We start from the raw sequence: 15833 nt of genomic DNA on the forward strand, positions 1-15833 counted from the left end.
ATATCATTTGTTCTTCTCATTAAAACAAGTATTAAAAAACTTTAAATAACTTTCATTTATATATTCCCAGCTAAATTTTGTTTCAATTTTATTACTATTTCTTTTAATTAAATCAAGCCTATCCTTTTTGTTTTCATTTTTAATGAGCTCTGATACCTCATCGGCTGACTTAAAATAAAAAGCATCGTCTTCAAGTATAGCATAGTTAAAATCATTGTGATGAGCTGCAATAAGAGAATGAGAACCCATTGCCTCCAATAATGAAGGATTAGTCCCTCCGACAGAGTGTCCATGAAAATATAACCTTGAGTTAAACCTTAAGTTGTCTAAAGTTTCTAAATCATAAATTGCTCCCAAAAATCGTATACCCTTATGTTTACTAAACTTCTTTTTTAAATAACTTCCAAAGGATGTGGAATCTACGTTTCCTATTACACAAAATGGATATTCTGAATTGCTTCTTACATAGCCATCTAAAATTATTTCAATATTATTCTCGGGTTCCATCCTTGCAATGAGTAAGAAGTATTCATTGGTTGCTAAATCCTCGTATGTGAAACTAGCTTTTTCGTTTGGTATAAAAACATTAGCTCCATAAGCAATATACTCAGAGTTCTTATTATATTTTTTTTTAATATATGATTGAATTCCTATAGAGTCTGAAATTAAGTAATCACTTGTTTTAGTGGCGAGTTTTTCTGCATATAATAAAAACTTTTGTACCTTTTTAGAGTATTTACTTCTTTTCCACTCTAAACCATCCATATTCGTAATAATGGTAGGCTTTGAAGGCAACAACCAACCCCAAATAGAACTACTTGTATAGCCTAGCTGTAAAATGATATCATAGTCCCTTTTTCGAGAATCTCTAATGCAATTGAAATCATAAATAAATTGGCCAGCTGTACCTATCTTAGACTCTGGATCGTAAGCATGAATAATATTTACTCCTTTATAATTACCCTTTTTATATGGATGAAGATGAGAGTTGTAGACATATACATCGTGTCCTTTTTCTTTAGCATATACTGCAAAAAAATCGGCAAATTGTTCGAAACCTCCATGATGGTTAGGTATGCCCCTTGTTCCTAAAATTCCTATTTTCATTCTACTCTTTTCATTTTAGACTCCATACTAAATGAAGAGGTCATAGCTAACATCATGCCTAAAATTACTGGCATTATTGGTCTGAAATTATAAATACCGTTAATTACAAGCGTGGAAAAAAGCAGATATAATCCTATACCCGAAACACTGACATAATATATATTTTGTTCAGCATTTAAAGGCTTCTTGTAAATATATGTATACATATAAAAAATCCATAATAGTAATATCACAACTCCTGTTGACCCGGTCTTAAAAAAAATATATCCATAACCATTATGAATATGAGGAATATACTGCATTCCTTCTCTATTCAGCGGAGCTACAAAATCTAAATCTACTAATGAGCCAGCACCCATTCCAATAAAAAAGGGAATATAACTATCTTCTTCGGCCATTGTTTCAACTGCCTTTTTTACTTCATAGGCTCTCCATTTATCCCATAATTGTGTATGGTCATTTATATCAATATCAGCATTAAAAATCTCTTGAGGTGCAATTTTAAGTTTATATAAAAATGACTCTACTCCCTTAGAATCTCTTTTTATATCCATAAATTGAAGAGATACTATAAATCCTAAAATAAAAAATAAAATGCCTATAAAATATATTACTTGTTTCTTTGTTACTTGAGTAACTCTATTAAATGAAATTAAAAATAGAACAATAGCAATCATCGTTGTTCGTGAAAAATAAAATAATATTGATAGCGTAACAACAACAATAAATAAGTTGGTAAACATTTTAGAAAATATTCTAAATTTCCTTTTTCTATAAAAAACTAAAAAAAGACTATAAATAAATGCTTCTTCAGGGCTTCCTTTACCTCCTATTTCCCTTATTCCAGCTGTATTCCAATCATCATCTAAATTTAGATATACTTTGACAATATGTATAACTGAAACTAAAAAACAGTAAAGCATCAACCATTTTATAATAGTGTTTTTATTACTATGGTCTGTACTTTTTATAAAATAATATCCAAAAATTATTGCAAAAATAGGTGTTGTTAAATGTACACAATCCTTTATAAAATCAACTATACTTGGGAAACGGAAAACAGAACCAACTATTGCCAATAAAAAAATTAAAATTAATGGAAATAGTATATTAATAATTCTATTGTAAAATTTGATATGTTTTAAAAAGAAATAAAAAGACACTATAACTAAAAGCATAAAGTTAAGTTCAATAGTAAATTGACTTATCGCAATTAAAATTAGAATCAAGAAGAGTCCTAGATTGTTGTTTCTTGATGGTATTTTAATTATCAGTTTTTCCAAGCTTCAAGATTTAAGTTAAATTTTCTTTCAAGATCATCAATTTCTTTTTTATAGTATGTTAGATATAAATTTTTTCTGGTAGTATAAGGTATTTTCTTTTTGTCCGAAGCTTTTAAGTTTAAACTTTCCAAATACTCTGCTATACGACGCTTAGTTTCCTTTGAACGTATTAAACTTCCTATAGATTTTTTGATTTTGTTGTCTTTATGTATGAACTTTTGCACTTTCTTTAACCTGGGTTCAGATGCAGGATTACTTACTTTCTCTATCTTATACTCAAAATCACTCAATCCAATAAATTTGGCAATATCAATTATGCTCTCTTTAGTTTTCTCAATGAACTCCTCAAAAAGCAATACTTTTATATTTTCCATACCAAAATATTGTTCATATGTTAAGAGTTGTTCTGAATAAAATCCTCTAGAACGGTAACTGTAATGCATTTTATCTTTCTTATTGCTTATTCTATCACTCTCTTTGTCCATTGCCTCTTCAAATGAAAGATTTTCTAATCCCCTTCTCTTTGTCATTAAATAATGGGAATATGCCCTATCTATAGGGTTTCTGAGTATAAATATAATTTTGATTCGTCCAAAAGTATCAAATATACGCTCTGCTGATTCTATAAAATAAGAATATTCTGGATCAACTTCACCATAAAACTCATAAGGCTTAGAATGATCAAAATATTTTAAATAATGGGGGGTTCCCTTACTGTAAATATCTTCATCACTAAAAAAATGAGTTTCTTTTTTTTCAGGTAGACACAATTGATGATGCTGCCCTAAAACATTATGCAATGTGGTTGTGCCTGCTTTTTGGACACCTACACACAGAAAATCAATTTTGTTCATCCCTATATTTTAAAATTTTTGCGGGTACGCCACCCATAATGGCATTTTTTGGCACATCTTTAGTTACAACAGCGTTTGCTGCTATTATTGAGCCCTGCCCTACAGTAACTCCCTTAGTAATTACTGCTCCATAGCCTATCCATACATTATTTTCTATAATAACATTGCCCGTAACTATACCTTGTTGAATCATTGGTAAAGTTGGATTGTCAAATCTATGGTCTGAATCTCTTATTGATACATTTTGAGCTATCATTACATTCTTACCTATAACTATTTTTGAGTTTACCCCAATGGTTGAAAAAGATCCAATAAAACTATTTTCACCAACCTCTAATTTACCCGAACCCTGAATTATAACATCATGTTGAATACTAGCCCCCTGTTTTAAATAAACTTTTAGTTTTGAATTTTTAAAATTAAATGTCTTTATACTAAATCTTTTCTCTATAGAGCTTTTATTTTCAAATTTTATAATTCCTAAAAACTTAAGCCTGTAATAAATAGTATAAAATCTTTTAGACATTTTTTGTCTATATTTTTGTACAACGTATATCATATTCTGAAAAAAGCATAAAAATCAAATTTTTGTTTCACAAAAATTAAACACATTATATTAATCATTAGATTAGACACTAGGCTGGCTATTGCAGCGCCTTCTATTCCATATTTATTTATTAAAAAATAATTTAAAACCACATTAATTATGGCGCTTATTATTGTAAAGTTTCGAAATTGCTTCTGGTAGCTAGTCATGTTTAAAATTTGCCCCACACTACCAGACATAGCATTGAATAACATTCCCAAAGAAATAATTATCAACACCATTTCGCCTGCAATAAATTCATCACCAAATAATCTAAGTATCGGTATTCTAAATATAATTAGAAGAAGAACAAAAGGCAAGCTCATAAACGAAATAATCTTAGTTGCCTTGTGTACTTCTTTCCTAATACCATCTAGGTTATTTCCTTCAAAAAAAGCAGAAATTTTAGGTGCTAATACAGTATTTACGGCGGCAATAATAACTAAAACTAAACTACCTACTTTAAAAGCTACATTATAAATACCAACATCTTCTTCTCTTACCATTGCGCCCAACATTAACACATCGGTCCAACTAGATACAAATAAAAAAGACGAACTAATCATCATTGGCGTAGAGAGTTTTAAAATTTCCTTATGGCCTATACTAATTCTTTTTTTTAAAGGAATTTTAATTAAAGATACTAGCTGAATTAAACCAAAAATACCATAAGATAAAATATATCCAATTATTATAAAGTATGGTGGCCATTTAAAATAATAGCAAAGTAAAACGAATAATAGAATACCTATATTGGGATATAAAAAGTAAAAATTACCATATCGATTAAACTTTCCCTCAACAGTTAAAAAACTTGTGAATGCCTTATGAGATAAAAATAAAATAGACAGTAAACTTACCCATATTAAGTAGTTAGATAATTCTTCTTTTTTAAATACATGAAACGTTAAACTATTTTTAAGTAAGAAAACAGTAATTGTACATAGAGATGATGAGATTAAAACTATGCCTATCGATTTTCTTAAAAAAGTAGAATGACTAATACCCTTAGAATAATGCTTAGTCATTGAGCCTAATTTAATTAAAGCAGTATCAATTCCTAAACAAAAAAAAACACCTAAAAAGCTAATCAAAACTTGACTAATAGATACTAAACCGTATACTTTAGATCCATAAAGGTTTGTAATGGCGAAAACCCAAACAAAGCTTAATGCCATACCTATTATCCTTCTAAAAAAAACACTTCCGGAATTTTTTATTAACTTTTCTAAATCATAATTATTTAGAAATTTTTGTATTTGACTTGTTACTTTAAGTCTCATTAAAACATATTTATTTCCCAGTAATAATTAAGGCAACTCTAAATATATTTTGTCTTCTAAGGTTTTTCTTGATACGAAAAACGGATCAAAAACTCCATCTTTCTCAGCTGCAATAGCTGTAAAGCTTTCTCTATCGTAATTAACAAACTTATTAGGGTTAAAGTTCCAGAAAAAATCTTCTTTAGTGATTAATATCTCATTATCATTACAAGTGATTAAAATTTCATTAAAAACGATAGTTTGAGATTTTTCTGAATTTCCAAACTTCAAAATCAATCTTGTCGGTAAAATATCTTTATCTATTCTAAAAGTTAAAGTTTGAAAATTTTCATTTCCTACAACAGGTATATTAACCGAGTTTTTTCTTGTTATTTTGTTTTGTCCGTCTTCTAGATAAAATAGTGTTAAATCCCCATCTTTTTTTACTGCAGCATTCATTTTTAGAGTAAAGAAACTGTTAGTATCATTACTTATATTATCTTTGGTCTCTATTAAGTCTATTGTGCTTTTTTCGGGATTTTTTCTATCATCATTACAACCTAAAAAAGCAAACGCAATAAATAAGTATATATAAAATTTATTCATGGTTTTTATGAGTGTTTATTAAACTATCATTCCAGCAGCCACAGTCTCATTAGTAGTGTCGTCTACCAAAATAATACTTCCTGTGGTGCGATTCTCTCTATAAGGATCTATCATTAAAGGTTTTGTAGTGCGTATTTTAACTTTAGCAATATCATTCATTGTTAAATCACCGTCCTCATTATTTCGCTCTAAGGTACTAATGTCATATTTATAAACTACTTCTTTAATCATTGCTTTTTGATCGTTAGAAGTATGCTTGATTGTATATTTAGCTCGTGGCTTAGCTGAACTGTTATTTAACCAACAAAGCATCACTTCAATGTCTTGAGATGGTTCTGGTTTATTATTAGTGCGAACTATCATATCCCCACGACTAATGTCTATATCGTCTTCTAAAGTTATAGAAACTGACATTGGTGCGTAAGCTTCTTCTAATTCTTTATCATAAAAATTGATGCTTTTTACTTTTGATGTAAACCCTGAAGGCATTACAGTAACATCGTCACCTTTTCTTAAAATACCACTTGCCACACGGCCAGCATAGCCTCTGTAATCTATGAAGCCTTCTCGTTGTGGTCTAATAACTGTTTGTACAGGAAACCTAGTATCTACTTTATTTATATCGCTACTAATGTGCATTGTTTCTAAAGTGTGTAACATAGGAGCGCCTTGATACCAAGGCATATTTTCTGACTTGTTTACAACATTGTCTCCTAATAGTGCTGACATTGGTATAAAACGAACATCTTTTACAAGCATTTTTGAAGATACTTCTTCAAATTCTGACACAATATTATTAAATACTTCTTCTGAAAAATCAACCAAATCCATTTTGTTTACACAAACAATAATGTGTGGTATTTGCAATAAGGACGCTATAAATGCATGACGTTTAGTTTGCTCAATGACACCATGTCGTGCATCAATTAGAATAGTCGCTACATTAGCTGTTGAAGCTCCAGTAACCATATTGCGAGTGTATTGAATATGTCCTGGTGTATCGGCAATTATAAATTTACGCTTTGGTGTTGTAAAATATCTGTAAGCAACATCAATAGTAATACCTTGCTCTCTTTCGTCTCTTAAACCGTCTGTAAACAGTGCTAAATCCACACCTTCATGACCTTTTTTCTTACTTGTGTTTTCAATAGCTTCAAGCTGGTCTTCAAAAATAGATTTAGAATCGTATAGCAAACGCCCTATTAATGTACTTTTTCCATCATCTACACTTCCTGCAGTGGTAAAACGTAATAATTGATTGTTGTCTAACATGTTATTCTTTATATGAGATGCCAAATATAATTTGGCATAACAGTTAATTTTTTATTTAATATTGATTAAAAGTATCCTTGACGCTTACGGTCTTCCATAGCAGATTCTGATCGCTTATCGTCACTTCTGTTTCCTCGTTCGGTATTTCTCATACCTGCAACTTCAGCAGCAATTTTCTCTAATGTGTCGGCATCAGACTCTACACCACCAGTAATAGTAATATCACCTAACGTTCTAAAACGTATTTTTTTAGTCACCACTTCTTCATGGTCTTCTAGTACTAAAAATTCAGAATTTGGAATCCAAGAGTCTTGTCTCCAAACTACTTCGCGTTCATGTGCAAAGTACAATGAAGGAATTGCTATATTCTCGCGTTTTATATAATTCCAAACATCCATTTCTGTCCAGTTACTTATTGGGAATGCTCTAAAGTGCTCTCCTTCAAAATGCTTTCCATTGAAGATATTCCACAGTTCTGGTCGTTGGTTTTTAGGATCCCATTGTCCAAAATCATCTCTATGAGAGAAGAAACGCTCTTTAGCTCTTGCTTTTTCTTCGTCACGACGTCCACCACCAATAGCACAATCAATCTTATTTGCCTCAATAGCATCAAGAAGTGTTGTAATTTGAAGTGCATTACGCGTAGCATTTTTCCCTTTCTCTTCAGCAACACGACCTTCGTCAATAGATTCTTGAACAGAACCAACAATAAGCTGCGCACCTAATTCTTTAATAATATCATCTCTAAACTGAATGGTTTCTGGGAAATTATGACCAGTGTCAACATGCATTAATGGAAATGGTATTTTTGCTGGATAGAATGCTTTTTTTGCTAAGTGTGTTATCAAAATAGAATCTTTTCCTCCTGAAAATAATATTACTGGGTTTTCAAATTGTGCCCAAACTTCACGTAAAACAAAAATTGCTTCACTCTCTAATTCATCTAAATAATTTAAATAATACTTACTCATTGTTGCTTTGACAATTTTGGTGTAATATAATCTACGATTCGTTGCGCAGCTGCCTCAACCGATTCGTTTTCTGTTTTTATTTCAATATCAGGGCTTTCTGGTGCCTCATAAGGAGCTGAAATTCCTGTCATATTTTTTATTTCCCCAGCGCGTGCCTTCTTGTAAAGCCCTTTTACATCACGACTTTCACACTCTTTCAGACTGGTATTAATAAATATCTCGACAAAGTTAACATCTTTAACGATACTTCTAATGTTCTCTCTGTCTTTTTTGTAAGGCGACACAAATGCTGCAAGTGTCACCAAACCCGCATTTACCATTAAATTTGCAACTTCAGCAATCCTACGGATATTTTCTGTTCTATCTTCGGGAGAAAAGGTTAAATCATTATTAATTCCTTTCCTAATATTATCGCCATCAAGCGTAAACGTTTTTATACCTTTTTGATGAAGTTTTTGCTCTACTACATTCGCTATTGTGGATTTACCTGATCCTGACAAACCTGTAAACCAAAGAAGAAAAGAATTGTGTTGATTGCTCTTTCTTCTGTCATTAACAGAAATTTGATAATTGTGTGGTATAATATTTTTGTTCATATTAATCTTCATTTCTTTTCGTTAAACCAAAATTCACTTTATACCATGCGCGTTCATGCAGATAGTATAATATCATTTTAGTAATCACTTCTGCAAAGCCTATTTTTAATGCAGAGAGAGGATTACCTGAAATAATCCAGGCCAAGGTCATAGTGTCCAAAGTTCCTATAAATCGCCAAGTAAACGTTTTTGCTATATGGCGTTTTCTGCTTTCTAAAATAATTCCATCCTTAGATAAATTAATCTTAAACCAAACACGCTCATGAAGATAATATAATACACTTTTAGTTGTAACTTCCGCAACACCTATTTTTATGCCTGCTAAGGGGTCTCCTGTAATTATCCATGAAAGAACAATAGTGTCTAAAGTTCCTATTATTCTCCAAGTAATCGTCTTTGCTATATGTCGTTTGTAAGAAGCGTCAGCCATATTATTTGCTAACTAGGAAATAACTGTTTAATAAGTTTTCTTTATTATATTTTAATGGCTGATTGGTGTCTTTAGAAATAACCTTTATACCTACCGCGTTACAAATGGCTTGACCAGCGGCTGTATCCCATTCCATTGTGGGTGCGTATCGTGGATACACGTCCGCATTACCTTCTGCCACCAAACAAAACTTTAATGAGCTTCCCTTGGATACAATCTCAACTTCTTTTCCTTCATTTTTTAAAGCTTCAACAAAGTTTAATGTATCTTCATTCATGTGGGATCTACTTCCAACAACTTCAATATTTTTTGAAGTGTTAAGCTTAGGCTGTATTGGTTTTGATAATTTCAAAACCTCATCTATGGTGGTATCGTGTGAACCTAACTCGGCTTTAAATGCGCTTCCTTCTTCTACATTGCCGTAGTAAATTGTCTTAACAGCTGGCACATAAATTACACCTAACTTTGGTATGCCATTTTCTACAAGTGCTATATTAACCGTAAACTCACCATTTCGTTTAATAAACTCTTTTGTTCCATCCACAGGATCTACAACCCAACAGGTATTCCAGGTTTTCCTAACAGTATAATCTATCTGCTTATTTTCTTCTGAGATTATTGGTGTTCCTAATGGTTTTAGAAACAAATTAATTACATTATTTGCTCTTTTATCAGCTTCAGTTAGTGGAGATTTATCATCTTTAATTTCAACATTAAAAGCAGTCTCATAAACATTCATGATAACTTTTCCTGCTTCTAAAGATGCTTTAATGGCTATTTCTAATTGTTTATTCATTTTTCAAATTTTGAATTGCTATTTCTAGACTATCTCGCCAGTATGGTATTCTTGTGTTAAAACTCGTTTCTGCTTTGGTTTTATCTAACACACTAAAGTGTGGACGTTTTGCTGGAGTAGGAAATTGTTTTGTAGATATATTATCTAATTGAATCTCTATGCTGCTAATATCGAAAATGGCTTTAGCAAAATCATACCAACTTGCCACTCCATTATTGCTGTAATGATAAAGCCCATAATTTGAAAAATCATTTTCTATAATATATAAAATTGTCTCTGCAAGATCTTTTGCATAAGTTGGCGTACCTATTTGATCTCCCACAACGCCCAATTTGTTCCTGTCTTTGGACAAACGAAGCATTGTTTTTAAAAAATTACTTCCGTGTTCTGAGTAAAGCCAAGATGTTCTAATAATAAAATACTCCTTTATGATTTGAGTTACTTCTTTTTCTCCTTTTAGTTTAGTTTCTCCATAAGCACCAATAGGCTTGGTTTGATCGGATTCTTTATACGGTATATTATTATTTCCATCAAAAACAAAATCAGTAGAAATATGTATTAACTTAATACTATATTCCTTGCAAGATTCTGCTAAATTTTTTACACCTAACACATTGACTTCATAAGCTTTATCGTAATCAGATTCAGCATTATCAACTGCCGTATATGCCGCACAGTTAATGCACCAATCTATTTTGTTCTCTTTAAAAAAATTCTTGACTTGCTGACGATTAGTTATATCAAGCTGTGTTGAATTTACATATTGAATATTAAATTTTTTACTCTCAAGGTCTTTGATACACATTCCCAACTGCCCATTACTTCCGGTAACTAATATTCTTGGTGTCATTTGAAATATTGCTCTATGGTTGGTAAAATAACATCCTTCTCTGACAGTTGCTCCTCTTCTTTCTTTATTTTCCAATCAATATTTAATGAGGGGTCATTATATATGATTCCTGCTTCGGCTTTTTTATTGTAAAAATTATCGCATTTATATGAGAAAATAGCGGTATCGCTTAGTACCGAAAAACCATGGGCAAAACCTCTTGGGACAAACAACTGTTTTTTGTTTTTTTCATTAAGCTCAACTGCTACATATTGTCCAAAAGTATCAGATTCGGGTCTAATATCTACCGCAACGTCTAAAACTGCACCTTTTACAACACGTACAAGTTTTGCTTGAGCAAACTCACCAATTTGAAAGTGTAATCCCCTAATTACACCTCTTGATGAAAAGGATTCATTATCTTGAACAAAACTAACAGTCTTACCAATCAAGTTATTAAAAGTTTCTTGATTAAAACTCTCAAAAAAATAGCCTCTGTCATCCTGAAATACTCTCGGATCAATAATAAAACAACCTTTAAGTTTTGTTTCGCTAGCTGTCATTTTTTATTTTTTATTAGGCCCAAAAGGTTTTTGCCATAACCACTTTTCAGTAATGGCTTTGCTAAATCTCGAAATTTATCTTCTGATATGTATCCCATTTCATAGGCTGCGGCCTCAATAGAACCAATCTTTAAGCCTTGTCTATTCTCTATTACCTCTACAAACTGTGATGCCTGCATCAAAGAATCAAAAGTACCTGTATCTAACCAAGCGGTGCCTCTATCTAAGATACTTACACTTAGCTTGTTTCTTCTAAGATATTCTTTGTTTACATCTGTGATTTCTAGTTCGCCTCGATGGCTTGGTTTTATGTTTTTTGCGATATCAACAACGTCATTATCGTAAAAATAAATACCTGGAACGGCAAAATTAGATTTTGGTTTTTTAGGTTTTTCTTCAATTGATATCGCTTGTCCTTTTTCGTCAAAATCTACAACACCATAACGCTCTGGATCATGAACCCTATACGCATAAATGATGCCACCATCAGGATTATTGTTGCTCTGTAGGAGTTTTGAAAGACCTGTACCGTAAAATATATTATCCCCTAAGATTAAAGCAACTTTGTCGTCGCCAATAAATTGTTCTCCTATTATAAAAGCTTCCGCGAGACCATTAGGGGACTCTTGTACTGCATATTTGAAAGTACAACCATATTTTTTACCATCACCAAGTAAATCATTAAAAAGAGGTAGGTCTTTAGGTGTTGATATGATTAAAATTTCATTAATACCAGAATACATTAACGTAGACAATGGATAGTAAATCATTGGCTTATCATATACCGGCATTAATTGCTTACTTACAGATAATGTCAAAGGATGTAGTCTAGTACCAGATCCACCGGCTAGTATAATTCCTTTCATTGGTATTGTTTTTTATAATAGGATTGATATTCTCCACTTGTTACATGGTTCAACCATTCTTGATTGTTTAAGTACCAATCTATTGTAATAGACAAGCCTTGCTCAAATGTTACAGATGGTTTCCAACCAAATTCTTTATTTATTTTGCTTGCATCTATAGCATATCTCAAATCGTGTCCTGGTCTATCTTTTACATAAGCTATGAGTTTTTCAGAAGAACCTCTTTCTCGACCTAGTTTTTCATCCATTTGCTTACACAACAGTTTAACCAAATCTATATTTTTCCACTCATTAAAACCACCTATGTTATAAGTCTCTTGATTTTTACCTTCGTGAAAAACTAAATCAATAGCTCTTGCATGGTCTACAACATAGAGCCAGTCTCTTGTGTAATTACCGTCGCCATAAACAGGTAGTGGCTTATTATTTATAATGTTGTTTATAAAAAGAGGAATAAGCTTTTCGGGAAATTGATTTTGCCCATAATTGTTGGAGCAATTTGTAATAACATAAGGGAGTTTATAAGTTTCGCCATAAGCCCTAACAAAATGGTCTGAACTTGCTTTAGATGCAGAGTAAGGTGAATTGGGTGAGTAGCTAGTAGTTTCGGTAAACAAACCTGATTCTCCTAGAGTACCATAAACCTCATCTGTACTCACATGGTAAAATCTTTTTTCCTCTAAATTGTTGTTCCACAATTTCTTAAACGCATTTAAAAGATTTAGGGTGCCTATAATATTGGTTTTAACAAATGCTAAAGGATCTTTTATAGATCTGTCTACATGAGACTCTGCGGCTAGGTGTATAACACTGTCAAATTGGTGCTCTATAAAAAGGTCCTCAATAACTTTTTCATCATTTATGTCTGCTTTAATGAAGTGATAATTCTCTTTATCCTCAACATCTTTTAAATTCTCTAAATTGCCTGCATAAGTTAAGCTGTCTAGGTTGTAAACATTGTAATTAGAGTACTTGTTTACGAATAGTCTTACAACATGTGAGCCTATAAAACCTGCGCCTCCTGTAATTAATAGGTTTTTTTTATACTTCATAAGACTTGACATACCTTATTATTTTCTTTGCTAAATATAAAATAGATAGGAAAATAAAAATTAGAATTGGAAAAATTATGGAATATCTTTCACTTAAATCAACGTATTTAGCGCCTACTTCAGGAAAACTTGACAAAGTATCGAAAAATTCGTCCTCTTCGACTTTTTGAGTTTCTAGCGCACTAAGATCTTGTTGTAATTTTATTTGCTTTTCGATTAACTCATATTCTTTAGTTTCCGTACGTTGTTCTATGTAAGTAAATCCATCTTGTGTGGAAAAAGACTTTCTATCTGATTTCGACTCCTCTTTTTTTATGCCTATATAAACCTTTTTCAAAGAATCAACCTCTTCCAAAGACGCTAAAATTCTATTTTTCTCAATTTTTAAAATAGAATCTCTTTTTTTCATTTTTTTGGCCGAGTAGGCATTGGAGAATGTTGAGTTTAAGCCTACTTCTAGGGATCTAAAAATGTCTTTTTTATGAGATTTTACACTTATTTCAAAAATATCGCCAGAATAAATACTTCTGTTTTCAATAAAATTTTCAAATGAAACCTCTTGAGCTCTTAGACTGTCAATTGATTTTAGAAACTTATCATACTGCGCTATTTGATCATTCTCATTTTCTGGTCCAGGGTGTATTTCAAAATCTATTATCTTTTCGGCATCTGATTCTGAAATATTGAAAATACGTTGTAGCTGAGAATAGTCTTTATCTGCTATTAAGGCATTATAAAAATCTATATTAGCAACTAGTTGAAATTTAGAGTCAAAATAAGGCTTTACCAACATTTTCGAAAGGTAAACGTCTTCTTTTGTTTTCTCTAATCCGTACCCTATAACTGCCGCAATTAACATAGAGCCAAAAACAATTTTATAATTGTCTATTATGGCTTTAATAATTTGAATTATAATAGATAGAAAACCTTTAAAAATAGATTTAAAAAAGTTATAAATACGGTCTAAAAATTTCCCGAAATATTTAAAAATTTGTATTAAATCTACCTCCTCATTTTGAGGGCTTTTTGGTGCTTCTTGATTCATTTATTAAGAATTAAATATTTGTTCTAGTATTTTCTTTGTAATTACGTATGTAGGTCTTACTCCTGACGTGCCTAATCCACCAGAGGCTAGGGTACTCCCTGTTTCTAAAGGATTATCACTGGCGTAGTAAGCGTATCTAACTTTAACATCCTCGTTTATACTTCCTCTTACTTTTGATGCAGCTTGTATGGCTTTTTGATAATGAGCACCTTCCATTTCTAAACCGATAACATTCCAAGTAGATTTTTTAAAGAACTTTAAAATCTCTTTATTTTGTAAGGATGTGCCCAAAACTGTTATCATGGTTCCTTCATAAACATCAACTCCACAATCTACTAAATCCTGTTTACTAAGTTCATTTTTAAAAGGATAATTATCTGCAGTACCTTCAAAAATATGAGCGGATGGTATCATTACATCTCCCTTTCCCCCTTCTAAAATTCCTGCCTTACCCATTATAGAAATAGACTTTACATCTAAGTGGACTTTTCCACCATCAACTTTAATTGGTTTTAAAAACTCATCTAAAGTCTCGTAGGCCTGTTCGCCAAAGGCATAATCCATAACAAAAATTACAGCTTTATCGTCTTTGTTTGTTTCTAAATAATTAAAATCTGTTTTAGAAAAATCTATTTTATCTGTATCAAAAATTTGAACATCTATGTTGGTTCCAGAAGTATCCTTAATATATATCATTCCGTTTTGCAACGCAGATTTCTCTACTTTATTGCGCATTGCAGAACTTTTTGGGCTACTCAAGGTCTCAAAAACTTCAAAAATATTCCTTTTAGCCTCTTCGCCCCTGAGTGTTCCTTTGGCAAATAAGGAATTCATTACACTGTGCATATTAGCACTAATAATATGAATTGGCCTTTGAAGTAAACCGTTTTTGTGTAATACAGATTTTATGTTGTCTGCCCAAATCTCACCGTGGATATGATGCCCTAATCGCTCCCTTAAAACAGGGCTAAATGTAATGGTTCTTTTATTGCCTTTTATTATTTCTTCTATTGCTAGTTTTCCAAGCCAATATACTATATGTAATAATCGCTCAGGTTGACTGTCTATAGCAAATTTAGGGTAGACTTCTGTTAACTCATTAAATGTTCTACCTAAAATATTTGCGGTGTGGGTGATGGCAATTTCTCGTTCTTTTTGGGTTAATTTTTTTGTTGAGATAACTGCCTTTTCAAGCTTTTGCCAATCCCTTACCGTTGAACCTTCTTCATCAATTAAAACTCGCTTACTAATCTTGTGCGATTCAACAAACAAAAATGTGAGATGAGTTAAAATATCATATATTTCTGAACGTCCTCGAGTAATCTCAATATTCATTTGCTCATCATCTATACGATAACAATTACGCCTTCTTTTGGGTGGTATAATTGGCTTAAAGTGAGAGTTTGCATAACCTTCATCACTTGTTAAATTAATAAAGGTACATTCTTCAATGCCTTGAGGTAAACGGTCTATAACATAAAGCAAACCATCTAATTCAGCTTTCTCCTCGCCAATAGATCCATATATTTCTGGCCTTAATAATAAAAGGGCCTCTCGCAAAGTTTCACCAGAAACACCCATTGGTTTATAAAATCCACGATTAAATAGATGACGCATTGTTATATACATGCGTTCTATAGCATTAGAGCTCTCTTGCGCCCTTGTTCTTTCATGTCTCGTGTTAGCTGTACTCATACTCTATTTAGCGTGCAAAT

General features: G+C 31.8%; 17 protein-coding genes. All 17 read right to left on the minus strand.

What is annotated here, in order from left to right; translation table 11 throughout:
* Window positions 1-3: 3 nt before the first annotated feature.
* Window positions 4-1107: a DUF1972 domain-containing protein gene (locus tag FC091_RS01480; protein WP_138432508.1), complete on the minus strand. Its 1104-nt coding sequence runs from the start codon at window positions 1105-1107 to the stop codon at window positions 4-6.
* Window positions 1104-2390 (minus strand): O-antigen ligase family protein, encoded by a 1287-nt coding sequence (locus FC091_RS01485; RefSeq protein ID WP_138432509.1) that lies wholly within the window; start codon window positions 2388-2390, stop codon window positions 1104-1106. The genes FC091_RS01480 and FC091_RS01485 overlap by 4 nt, the downstream gene beginning before the upstream one ends.
* Window positions 2378-3244 (minus strand): sulfotransferase family protein, encoded by an 867-nt coding sequence (locus FC091_RS01490; protein WP_138432510.1) that lies wholly within the window; start codon window positions 3242-3244, stop codon window positions 2378-2380. The genes FC091_RS01485 and FC091_RS01490 overlap by 13 nt, the downstream gene beginning before the upstream one ends.
* Window positions 3231-3770: an acyltransferase gene (locus FC091_RS01495; protein WP_171032434.1), complete on the minus strand. Its 540-nt coding sequence runs from the start codon at window positions 3768-3770 to the stop codon at window positions 3231-3233. Before FC091_RS01495 ends, FC091_RS01490 begins: the two co-directional genes overlap by 14 nt.
* Before the next feature lie 29 nt (window positions 3771-3799).
* On the minus strand, window positions 3800-5113 hold the full coding sequence (locus FC091_RS01500; protein ID WP_138432512.1) for a flippase: 1314 nt from the start codon (window positions 5111-5113) through the stop codon (window positions 3800-3802).
* 27 nt (window positions 5114-5140) lie between these two features.
* On the minus strand, window positions 5141-5698 hold the full coding sequence (locus FC091_RS01505) for a hypothetical protein (RefSeq protein ID WP_138432513.1): 558 nt from the start codon (window positions 5696-5698) through the stop codon (window positions 5141-5143).
* An 18-nt stretch (window positions 5699-5716) separates the two neighbouring features.
* Complete coding sequence (gene cysN, locus FC091_RS01510) at window positions 5717-6970, minus strand: sulfate adenylyltransferase subunit CysN (RefSeq protein WP_138432514.1); 1254 nt, start codon at window positions 6968-6970, stop codon at window positions 5717-5719.
* 65 nt (window positions 6971-7035) lie between these two features.
* Complete coding sequence (gene cysD / locus FC091_RS01515; RefSeq protein WP_138432515.1) at window positions 7036-7941, minus strand: sulfate adenylyltransferase subunit CysD; 906 nt, start codon at window positions 7939-7941, stop codon at window positions 7036-7038.
* Window positions 7938-8537: an adenylyl-sulfate kinase gene (gene cysC / locus FC091_RS01520; RefSeq protein WP_138432516.1), complete on the minus strand. Its 600-nt coding sequence runs from the start codon at window positions 8535-8537 to the stop codon at window positions 7938-7940. The genes cysD and cysC overlap by 4 nt, the downstream gene beginning before the upstream one ends.
* Before the next feature lies 1 nt (window position 8538).
* Window positions 8539-8967, minus strand: a complete 429-nt coding sequence (locus tag FC091_RS01525) for a DUF2061 domain-containing protein (RefSeq protein ID WP_138432517.1) — start codon at window positions 8965-8967, stop codon at window positions 8539-8541.
* A 1-nt stretch (window position 8968) separates the two neighbouring features.
* Window positions 8969-9763 carry a 3'(2'),5'-bisphosphate nucleotidase CysQ gene (gene cysQ / locus FC091_RS01530; protein ID WP_138432518.1) on the minus strand — a complete coding sequence of 265 codons (795 nt, stop codon included), beginning with the start codon at window positions 9761-9763 and terminating at the stop codon, window positions 8969-8971.
* Window positions 9756-10688, minus strand: coding sequence for a dTDP-4-dehydrorhamnose reductase (rfbD, locus tag FC091_RS01535; protein WP_317128722.1), 933 nt, complete (start codon window positions 10686-10688; stop codon window positions 9756-9758). Before rfbD ends, cysQ begins: the two co-directional genes overlap by 8 nt.
* On the minus strand, window positions 10610-11155 hold the full coding sequence (gene rfbC, locus FC091_RS01540; RefSeq protein WP_138432520.1) for a dTDP-4-dehydrorhamnose 3,5-epimerase: 546 nt from the start codon (window positions 11153-11155) through the stop codon (window positions 10610-10612). The genes rfbD and rfbC overlap by 79 nt, the downstream gene beginning before the upstream one ends.
* Complete coding sequence (gene rfbA, locus FC091_RS01545) at window positions 11152-12021, minus strand: glucose-1-phosphate thymidylyltransferase RfbA (protein WP_138432521.1); 870 nt, start codon at window positions 12019-12021, stop codon at window positions 11152-11154. Before rfbA ends, rfbC begins: the two co-directional genes overlap by 4 nt.
* Window positions 12018-13073 carry a dTDP-glucose 4,6-dehydratase gene (gene rfbB, locus FC091_RS01550; protein WP_138432522.1) on the minus strand — a complete coding sequence of 352 codons (1056 nt, stop codon included), beginning with the start codon at window positions 13071-13073 and terminating at the stop codon, window positions 12018-12020. The genes rfbA and rfbB overlap by 4 nt, the downstream gene beginning before the upstream one ends.
* Window positions 13063-14118 carry a hypothetical protein gene (locus FC091_RS01555; RefSeq protein ID WP_138432523.1) on the minus strand — a complete coding sequence of 352 codons (1056 nt, stop codon included), beginning with the start codon at window positions 14116-14118 and terminating at the stop codon, window positions 13063-13065. The genes rfbB and FC091_RS01555 overlap by 11 nt, the downstream gene beginning before the upstream one ends.
* Window positions 14119-14121: 3 nt before the next feature.
* The gene (locus tag FC091_RS01560; RefSeq protein ID WP_138432524.1) at window positions 14122-15813 is read right to left on the minus strand and encodes a DUF6909 family protein; all 1692 of its coding nucleotides are present in this window, start codon (window positions 15811-15813) and stop codon (window positions 14122-14124) included.
* Between the last annotated feature and the right edge of the window lie 20 nt (window positions 15814-15833).

Origin of the sequence: Winogradskyella algicola, assembly GCF_005869935.1 — a bacterium.
GTDB lineage: Bacteria > Bacteroidota > Bacteroidia > Flavobacteriales > Flavobacteriaceae > Winogradskyella > Winogradskyella algicola.

What these genes read in the sequence shown, in the direction of transcription:
- FC091_RS01490 (WP_138432510.1), bottom strand. Translation starts at nt 3,244, where the DNA reads ATGAACAAAATTGATTTTCTGTGTGTAGGTGTCCAAAAAGCAGGCACA.
- rfbB (WP_138432522.1), bottom strand. Translation starts at nt 13,073, where the DNA reads ATGAAGTATAAAAAAAACCTATTAATTACAGGAGGCGCAGGTTTTATA.
- FC091_RS01525 (WP_138432517.1), bottom strand. Translation starts at nt 8,967, where the DNA reads ATGGCTGACGCTTCTTACAAACGACATATAGCAAAGACGATTACTTGG.
- FC091_RS01500 (WP_138432512.1), bottom strand. Translation starts at nt 5,113, where the DNA reads ATGAGACTTAAAGTAACAAGTCAAATACAAAAATTTCTAAATAATTAT.
- FC091_RS01505 (WP_138432513.1), bottom strand. Translation starts at nt 5,698, where the DNA reads ATGAATAAATTTTATATATACTTATTTATTGCGTTTGCTTTTTTAGGT.
- rfbC (WP_138432520.1), bottom strand. Translation starts at nt 11,155, where the DNA reads ATGACAGCTAGCGAAACAAAACTTAAAGGTTGTTTTATTATTGATCCG.
- rfbA (WP_138432521.1), bottom strand. Translation starts at nt 12,021, where the DNA reads ATGAAAGGAATTATACTAGCCGGTGGATCTGGTACTAGACTACATCCT.
- FC091_RS01560 (WP_138432524.1), bottom strand. Translation starts at nt 15,813, where the DNA reads ATGAGTACAGCTAACACGAGACATGAAAGAACAAGGGCGCAAGAGAGC.
- cysD (WP_138432515.1), bottom strand. Translation starts at nt 7,941, where the DNA reads ATGAGTAAGTATTATTTAAATTATTTAGATGAATTAGAGAGTGAAGCA.
- FC091_RS01495 (WP_171032434.1), bottom strand. Translation starts at nt 3,770, where the DNA reads ATGTCTAAAAGATTTTATACTATTTATTACAGGCTTAAGTTTTTAGGA.
- cysC (WP_138432516.1), bottom strand. Translation starts at nt 8,537, where the DNA reads ATGAACAAAAATATTATACCACACAATTATCAAATTTCTGTTAATGAC.
- cysQ (WP_138432518.1), bottom strand. Translation starts at nt 9,763, where the DNA reads ATGAATAAACAATTAGAAATAGCCATTAAAGCATCTTTAGAAGCAGGA.
- FC091_RS01555 (WP_138432523.1), bottom strand. Translation starts at nt 14,118, where the DNA reads ATGAATCAAGAAGCACCAAAAAGCCCTCAAAATGAGGAGGTAGATTTA.
- FC091_RS01480 (WP_138432508.1), bottom strand. Translation starts at nt 1,107, where the DNA reads ATGAAAATAGGAATTTTAGGAACAAGGGGCATACCTAACCATCATGGA.
- cysN (WP_138432514.1), bottom strand. Translation starts at nt 6,970, where the DNA reads ATGTTAGACAACAATCAATTATTACGTTTTACCACTGCAGGAAGTGTA.